1 protein-coding gene is annotated in these 1199 nt (G+C 61.0%); it reads right to left on the bottom strand.

Features of this window, described 5'->3' with window-relative positions:
* On the bottom strand, positions 1 to 1199 hold a 1199-nt coding region (locus PK789_RS04190; RefSeq protein WP_324307232.1), incomplete at both ends, for an efflux RND transporter permease subunit.

Below are 1199 nucleotides of genomic sequence, written 5' to 3' on the forward strand. Positions count from 1 at the left end.
GGCACCAAACCCAGTGCCGTGATGCTGGCGGTCATCAACACCGGGCGCACCCGCGCCAACGCGCCACGTCGCACCACTTCGGCAATCGGCAGGCCGCTGTCGTGCAATTGATTGAAGCAGGTCACCAGCACCAAACCATTGAGTACCGCGATGCCCAGCAGGGCGATGAAGCCCACCGCTGCCGGCACCGACAAATATTGCCCGGATACCCACAGCGCCAAAATGCCGCCGACCAAGGCAAACGGGATGTTGCACAAGATCAAGACCGCCTGCCGCAATGACCCAAAGGTCATGAACAACACCAAAAAGATGGCGGCCAAGGCCAGCGGGATCACCAAGCCCAAGCGTGCGGCCGCACGTTGCTGGTTTTCAAACTGCCCGCCCCATTCCATGTGATACCCGGGCGGCAGTGGCACCGCCTTGGCCACCGCAGCCTTGGCGTCATCGACAAAGCCAACCAGGTCACGGCCATCAACATTGGATTGCACCAGGGCAAACCGCGAACCTTGTTCGCGCGCCACTTTTACCGGGCCATTGCCCGCTTTGAGTGTGGCGATGGCTGCTAATGGGATTTCACCGCCGCCCGGCAATGCCATGCGCATCTGCTTGAAGCGCAATGCCGACATGCGGATGTCATCACCACCACGCACCAGAATCGGTGTGCGCCGATTGGACTCCAACACCATGCCCGCAGGCATGCCGTCGATCTGCGCACGCAGCTCGTCTTGCACATCGGCCACCGCCAAGCCATTGCGACCGGCAGCGATGGGGTCAATCACCACTTGCAGATAATCCACGCCTTCGGTGGTTTGGGTGATGACATCCTGCGCACCACGCAGCTGTTCCACCACGCCGGCGGTGCGCTGCGCCAATGTGCCTAGCACTTGCAGGTCAGGCCCGAAGATCTTGATGGCCAAATCGCCGCGGCTGCCGGTCAGCATTTCGGACACACGCATTTCGATGGGCTGGGTCAGGCCGGTATCCATCCCCGGAAAATCCGCCAGCACCTTGCGCAGTTCCTCGGCCAACCATGCCTTGTCCGGCTTGCGCCATTGCGATTTGGGTTTGAGCTGCAAAAACATATCGGTTTCATTCAAGCCCATCGGGTCGAGCCCCAATTCATCCGAGCCCGCCCGCGCCACGATGTGCGCCACTTCCGGCACTTTGGCTTTGATCGCACGCTCCACTGCCAGATCCAA

The sequence above is a fragment of the Thermomonas sp. genome, assembly GCF_035369645.1.
Lineage (GTDB): Bacteria > Pseudomonadota > Gammaproteobacteria > Xanthomonadales > Xanthomonadaceae > Thermomonas.